Below are 6,093 nucleotides of genomic sequence, written 5' to 3'. Positions count from 1 at the left end.
GGGGTGGGGGGGGGGGGGGGGGGGGGGGGGGGGGGGGGGGGGGTGGGGGGGGAGGGGGGGGGGGGGGGGTGGGGTGGGGTTGCTTTTTCCCCCCCCCCCCCCCCCCCGCCCCGGGAAGTTGCGAAGTGCCAAAAAGGCCCGCCAGCTATGGTGGGCCTTTTCATTCATCCGCCCACGTCAGAAGCGCGCGGTGAGCCTCGCGCCCCAGATCTGGCCCTCCTCGAGGTACTGGGCGTGGGAGCCCACCAGCACCGGGATGTCGAAGCTCTGCATGTACACCTCTTCGTCGAAGATATTGCGGCCGTAGGCCATGAGCTCCCACCAGTCGCCGCGCACGCCGAGGCGCAGGTTCACCTTGGTGTAGGAATCGATCACGTCGAGCGGATCGTTGTCCCCCGCCGAGTTGAACTCGTCCCGGTAGTTGGCTTCGCCGCTCATGAAGAACTCGACGCCGCCGATCGGGCGTACGTAGTCGAACAGGAACGAGGCGCTGTAGTCCGAGGCGTAGAGCGTCGGTTCGCCGGAGAGATCGTTCTCGCTCACGCCCAGGGGGCTGCCGCAGAAGGGGTCGGCATCGATCTGGATGGCGGTGCAGGGGCCGTCGGCAAACTCGTCGTAGCTGGCGTCGAGCCACGCGAAATTGAGGCCCAGGCGCAGGGCGTCCGTGGCCTGCCACATGCTGTCCACCTCGAGGCCCAGGACCTCGGAGCTGGCCGCGTTCTTCACGTTGAAGCCCAGGCCCTCGAAAACGGCCGTCTGCAGGTCGCTGTATTCCGTGTAGAACAGCGCCCAGTTGAAGCGCATGGCGCCATCCAGCAGCGTGTGCTTGCCGCCGATCTCGTAGGCGTCCACCTCCTCGTCGTCGAATTCGAAGTCGTCGTTCGGGTTGGTGGGGTCGTAACAGCTCGCCACGTCGACGCTGAAGTCCGGGTTGGGGGCGCAGGGGAAGGACCCCTGGTCAAGGTCCCCCGGTTCGCCGTCATCCGCTGCGGTGAAGCCGCCGCTCTTGAAGCCCTGCGAGAAGCTGGCGTAAAGCATGGAGTCCTCACCCACGTCCCACTGCAGGTTGAAGGAGGGAAGAAGGGCATCCGTTTCCCGGTCCTCGTCATAGTTGTAGCGATAGGCGTTGAAGCTCGTTGCCTGGATCAGGGCGAGGAAGTAGCTGTCGCTGGGAGTGCCCAGGCCGGTATTGCTGTCCGAGGTGAACTGCCGGCTGATCACATCCTTGGTTTCTTCCGTGTAGCGCACGCCCACGGTGAGGCGCAGGCGGTCGGTGAAGTTGAAGGTGCCCTGGCCGAACAGGGCCCAGGACTCCGATTCCAGCTGGTAGAAGCGGTTGCGGGCGATCTGGTTCGGGCCGTAGGCGCCACCGGTCTGCACGGCGAGCAGGTTCTGCGGCAATGCCTCCGGCGGAATCGCCCCGCCGGACAGCACGTTGGACAGGAACTGCGGGAACAGCCCGTCGAAGTTCGTGTCCAGGGTCACCCGGCGGTCGAAGTCCAGGTCCGAGGTATCGTAGTAGAAGCCGGCGACGTAGTCGAAGAACTCGCCGCCCGGTGAGGTAATGCGCAGCTCCTGGCTCCACTGCTCGAAGCGCTGGTCGTCATCGCGGTGGATGAACTGCAGCGGCAGCCAGTCGACGTCGGTGCCGTCGACGTAGCGGTACTCGGAGTAGCCGGTCACGGACGTCAGCGTGTGCCCGCCGAGGTTCCAGTTCACCGTGAGCACCGCATTGTCGATGTCGTTCTCGCTGCTGTCCGGGTTGATGCCGATGCCGAGCCCGTCCGCCTGCGACTGGCCGTAGCCGTTGTCCTTGTAGATGGTGAATTCCTGTTGCGTGATGTCCGCGTACTCGGGGAAGAACATGTCCATGATCGAGTAGGCGGTGTCCGCGAAGGCGGAGCGGTTGGGCACCAGCTCGTTGCGCTGGTCCGCGGTCAGGAAGACCTTGCCGGTGGTGGTGGCGCCGATGCGCTCGTAGTCCGAGTTGCTGTACTTGAAATTGATGTCGAGGTCATCGGTCGGTTGCCAGGCCAGCGTGAGGCGGTAGGTGAACTCGTCGATCCGGCCCTCGCTCTCGCCGAGGAAGGCGTTGCGCGCGTAGCCGTCGGTCTCGCGCGACTTGAAGGCGAGGCGGGCCGCGAGCGTGTCCGTCAGCGCGCCGCTGATATAGCCCTCGTAGAGTTCGCCCTCGTTGGACTCGTAGGAGGCGGCGAGCTGGCCGTTGAACGCCTCGCCCATCTCCGGCGAGGCGCTGGTGATATTGACCGCGCCGGCCACCGTGTTGCGGCCGAAGAGCGTGCCCTGGGGTCCGCGCAGCACCTCCACCCGCTCGACGTCGAGGAAGGCCGCGCGGTACTGGCGCCCGCGGCCCATGTAGACGCCGTCGATGTACATGCCCACGGACTGCTCGAAGCCCTGGTTGTTGCCGGAGCCGACGCCGCGCATGTAGATGTTGGTGTTCACCGGTGCATCGGCGATGTGCAGGTTGGGCACGTAGTCCGCCAGTGCCGCCATGTTGGGGATACCCGCATCCTGGATCTGCTCGCCCTGAATGGCAGAGACGGAGATCGGTACGTCCTGCAGGCTTTCGGCGCGCTTCTGCGCGGTCACGATCACTTCTTCGAGTTGCTGGGCGCCGGCGATGGGCGCGGCGAGCGGAAAGGACAGAGCCACTGCGAGCGGCACTCTGCGAAACGGCGCAGCCATAGATTACCCCTTTGGTCTCTTATCGTTAGTAGGTGGCCCGCCCGGCGGGTAACCGGCCGGACCTTCAGGGATAGTAATGCAGCGACTTTCCGGGAAACAAGCCTGTGTTGTGTCCTGGCAGATGTGCCGCTAGCCGGCGTAGCCCGGCGGGGGCACGAAGGCGCGGTGGTGCTGCTCCAGGAGCGCGGCCACCGCGAGTGTCGTGCGATCGCCCAGGAAGGGGCCGGCGACCTGGCAGCCCACGGGCAGGCCGTCGTCCGTGGTGCCGAGGGGCACGGCCGTGGCGGGCAGGTAGGCGTTCAGTGTCAGGCCGGCCCAGCGCAGGATCTCCGTGTAGGGCCGGCTCTCCCCATCGACCTCCAGGGAGCGTGCCTGCATCGGCTCGCTCTGGTCGTGCGGGAACGCCGGCACGTGCGCGCAGGGGCAGAGCAGCACGTCGAAGTCCCCGAAGAAGCGCGCCCAGGCGCGGCGGGTCTGCGTCCGGCGCTCGTTTTCCCGCAGCCAGTCCCGGTGTGAGAGGGCGATCCCGCGGAGTTGCAGGAGCGGCTCGCTCATGTCTTCGGGCGCGGCCGCGGCGACAGCGGCCTGCGCCTGCTCGCGCACCGCGGCGGGCATGTCCGCGCCGAGGATCGAGAGCATCAGCATCGTATAGTTCTCGTGGTTCGCCCGGGGGTCGAAGGCGGGCCGCGCCGCCCGGTCCACCCGCGCGCCGAGCCCCTCGAGGGTGTCCGCCGCGGCGAGGACATGCTCGCGGATCGCGGGGTGCACGGGGCAGAAGGGATCGTCGGCCCAGACCGCCACGCGCAGCTCGCGGGCGTTCTCGAAACGCGGCGCCGGCAGGGCGGGGCCAACGGCGCAGGGGCCGGCGGTCGCCGCGGCGGGCCCGAGGAGCAGGTCCAGCGCCTGCGCAAGGTCTGCCACGTTGGTGGCAAGGGGGCCGGCAACGGAGAGGTCCGGCTCGGCGAGGAGACCCTCAGCGGGGGGGATATGGCCCAGGAGGCTGACGAGCCCGTGGCTGGTCTTGTGGCCGAAGATGCCGTTGAAGTGACTGGGCGTGCGGATGGAGCCGCCGATGTCGGAGCCGACCTCCAGCGGCGTGAGGCCGGCCGCCAGTGCCGCGGCCGCACCGCCGGAGGAACCGCCGCAGGTCCGGTCCGTGGCCCAGGGGTTATTGGTGGTGCCGTAGACGGCGTTGTAGCTCTGCAGGTCCGCGCTCATGAAGGGCACGTTGGTCTTGCCGAGGAGGATTGCGCCGGCGTCGAGGTAGCGCTGTACGGCGACGGCGTTTTCCGCTGCTGCCTTGCCGGCCCGCTCGGGCACGCCGGCGACCGTCGGCAGCTCACAGGTGCTGTAGGCATCCTTGATGGTCAGGGGCACGCCGTGCAGGGGGCCCCAGTCCTCGCCCCGCGCGGCGGCGTCGTCGGCTTCCTCGCCCCGGGCCCGCGCCGCGTCCGGGTCCATGGCAACCACGGCGTTGAGCGCGCCGTTGTGGGCGTCGATCCGGGCGAGGAAGAACTCGACGGCGTCCCGGGCGCTGGCGCGACCGGCCTTGATGTCCTCGGCGATGGCGAAGGCGCTTCGATAGAGAAAGCTCACGGCTGGCTCCTGTTCCCGTTACTGACCTCGTAGCAGGCCGCATCATAGCAGCCCCGGCCGCCGCCGCAGCGCATCGCGACTGTCACGGAAAATTCACAAAAACGCGCTTGCGCGTCACGCTCTTGTCACCCGGCGTGGTTAGCCTTCAATCCATGCGAATGCTTGAAGACATCCAGGTCATCGATCGTCGGCTGCTGCTCCTGCTCAGGCAGTCGGAGAGCTGGCTGGCGCTGCACGCCCGCCGGGTCTCCCGCACGGCGGACGGCCACTTGTACGTGATCCTGCCGCTGCTGCTGTCCATCGTCAGCGAGGCCGGTGACCGGCTCGTGCTCGCCACGGCGCTGGCTTTCACCGCGGAGCGCGCGATCTACTGGGTGCTGAAGAACACGCTCCGGCGGAAGCGGCCCGCCCAGGCGCTGCCGGGTTTCGAGAGCACGATCATCGCCTCGGACGAGTTCTCCTTTCCCTCGGGGCACACCTCCGCGGCGTTCCTGTTCGCCACGCTGCTGTGGCTGCACTTCGGGCCCCTCGCCCTGCTGGCCTACGGCTGGGCGATGGCTGTCGGCATGTCGCGGGTCTATCTCGGTGTCCATTTCCCCACGGACACGCTGGTCGGTGCTGCCCTCGGCACCGGCCTCGGTCTCGCGGTGAGCGGGCTGCTCGCCTGAGCGGCGGGAGGCGAGGTAACCATGCGGATTCTCTACGGTGTGCAGGGCACGGGGAACGGCCACCTGAGCCGCGCCCGCGCCATGGCGGCGGCCCTTGCGGCGCGCGGTGTCAGCGTCGACTATCTGTTCAGCGGGCGGCCGCGCGCCGGTTTCTTCGCCATGGACTGTTTCGGTGCCTTCCAGTGGCGCCGGGGCCTCACCTTCGTCAACGAGCACGGTCGCGTGAGCTACCTGAAGACCGTCCTTCGCAACGACTATCTCGCGTTCCTGCGCGATGTGCGCAGCCTCGATGTCAGCGGCTATGACGTCATCCTCAGTGATTTCGAGCCCGTGACCGCCTGGGCGGGACGGCTTCGCGGCCGGACGGTCGTCAGCCTCGGCCACCAGCCCGCCTTCGATCACCCGGTCCCCGTGGCCCGGCGCGACCTGCGAACCATGCTGGTCATGCGCCTGTTCGCGCCGGGCAGCGTGCGCGTCGGCATGCACTGGGCCCCCTTCGGCGCCCCGATCCTGCCGCCGCTGGTCGATCTCGATGACGCGCCACCGCAGCGGCGGCGCGGCAAGATTCTCGTCTACCTGCCCTTCGAGGATCCGGAGGCGGTGGAGGCGCTGCTGCGTCCTTTCGTGGCCCACGAGTTCTTCGTCTACGCGCCCGGCTCGCCGTGCCGGGACGAGGGCAACCTGCGCCTGCGTCCGACCTCGCTCGAGGGCTTCCGCCGCGACCTGGCCGATTGCGACGGCGTGATCAGCAACGCCGGCTTCGAACTTGCCAGCGAGTGCCTCGCCCTCGGCAAGCGCCTGCTGGTCAAGCCCCAGGGGCGGCAGATGGAGCAGGCGTCGAATGCGCTGGCGCTGCGCCGGCTGGGCTACGGGGCGAGCATGGAGCGCCTGGATGCGCGGCGCATCGGCGACTGGCTGGACAGCGATGCCACGGCACCGCGGCTGCATTTCCCGGACGTGGCGGGAGCCCTGGCCGACTGGTTGCTGGCCGGCGATTACCGGGACCGCGCCCTCGCCGCGCTCAGCGACCGGCTCTGGGGCGCGGTGCACGCGGAGCGCATCGGCAGCCGCGCCGGCGCCGGGCGCCAGCCCCGGCCCCTTGCGCTCACCGCCTAGGCGG

At 68.7% G+C, this 6,093-nt stretch carries 4 protein-coding genes; 2 read left to right on the top strand and 2 right to left on the bottom strand.

Translation table 11 applies throughout. The features are described from left to right. Positions 1–177: 177 nt before the first annotated feature. Positions 178–2,676 (bottom strand): TonB-dependent receptor, encoded by a 2,499-nt coding sequence (locus tag ACX93N_RS13885; protein ID WP_459429034.1) that lies wholly within the window; start codon positions 2,674–2,676, stop codon positions 178–180. Positions 2,677–2,838: 162 nt separating this feature from the next. Further along, positions 2,839–4,305, bottom strand: coding sequence for an amidase (locus ACX93N_RS13880; RefSeq protein ID WP_459429033.1), 1,467 nt, complete (start codon positions 4,303–4,305; stop codon positions 2,839–2,841). A gap of 152 nt (positions 4,306–4,457) precedes the next feature. Here ACX93N_RS13880 and ACX93N_RS13875 point away from each other — a divergent pair, with 152 nt between their 5' ends. After that, a complete protein-coding gene (locus ACX93N_RS13875; RefSeq protein WP_459429032.1) occupies positions 4,458–4,973 on the top strand; it encodes a phosphatase PAP2 family protein in 516 nt (171 codons plus the stop codon). Between the two features lie 21 nt (positions 4,974–4,994). Beyond that, on the top strand, positions 4,995–6,089 hold the full coding sequence (locus ACX93N_RS13870; RefSeq protein ID WP_459429031.1) for an MJ1255/VC2487 family glycosyltransferase: 1,095 nt from the start codon (positions 4,995–4,997) through the stop codon (positions 6,087–6,089). Positions 6,090–6,093: the final 4 nt, after the last annotated feature.

Source organism: Pseudohaliea sp., assembly GCF_054552115.1.
The sequence above is the reverse complement of the archived record's forward strand: the minus strand, read 5'-3'. Positions and strand labels throughout refer to the sequence as shown.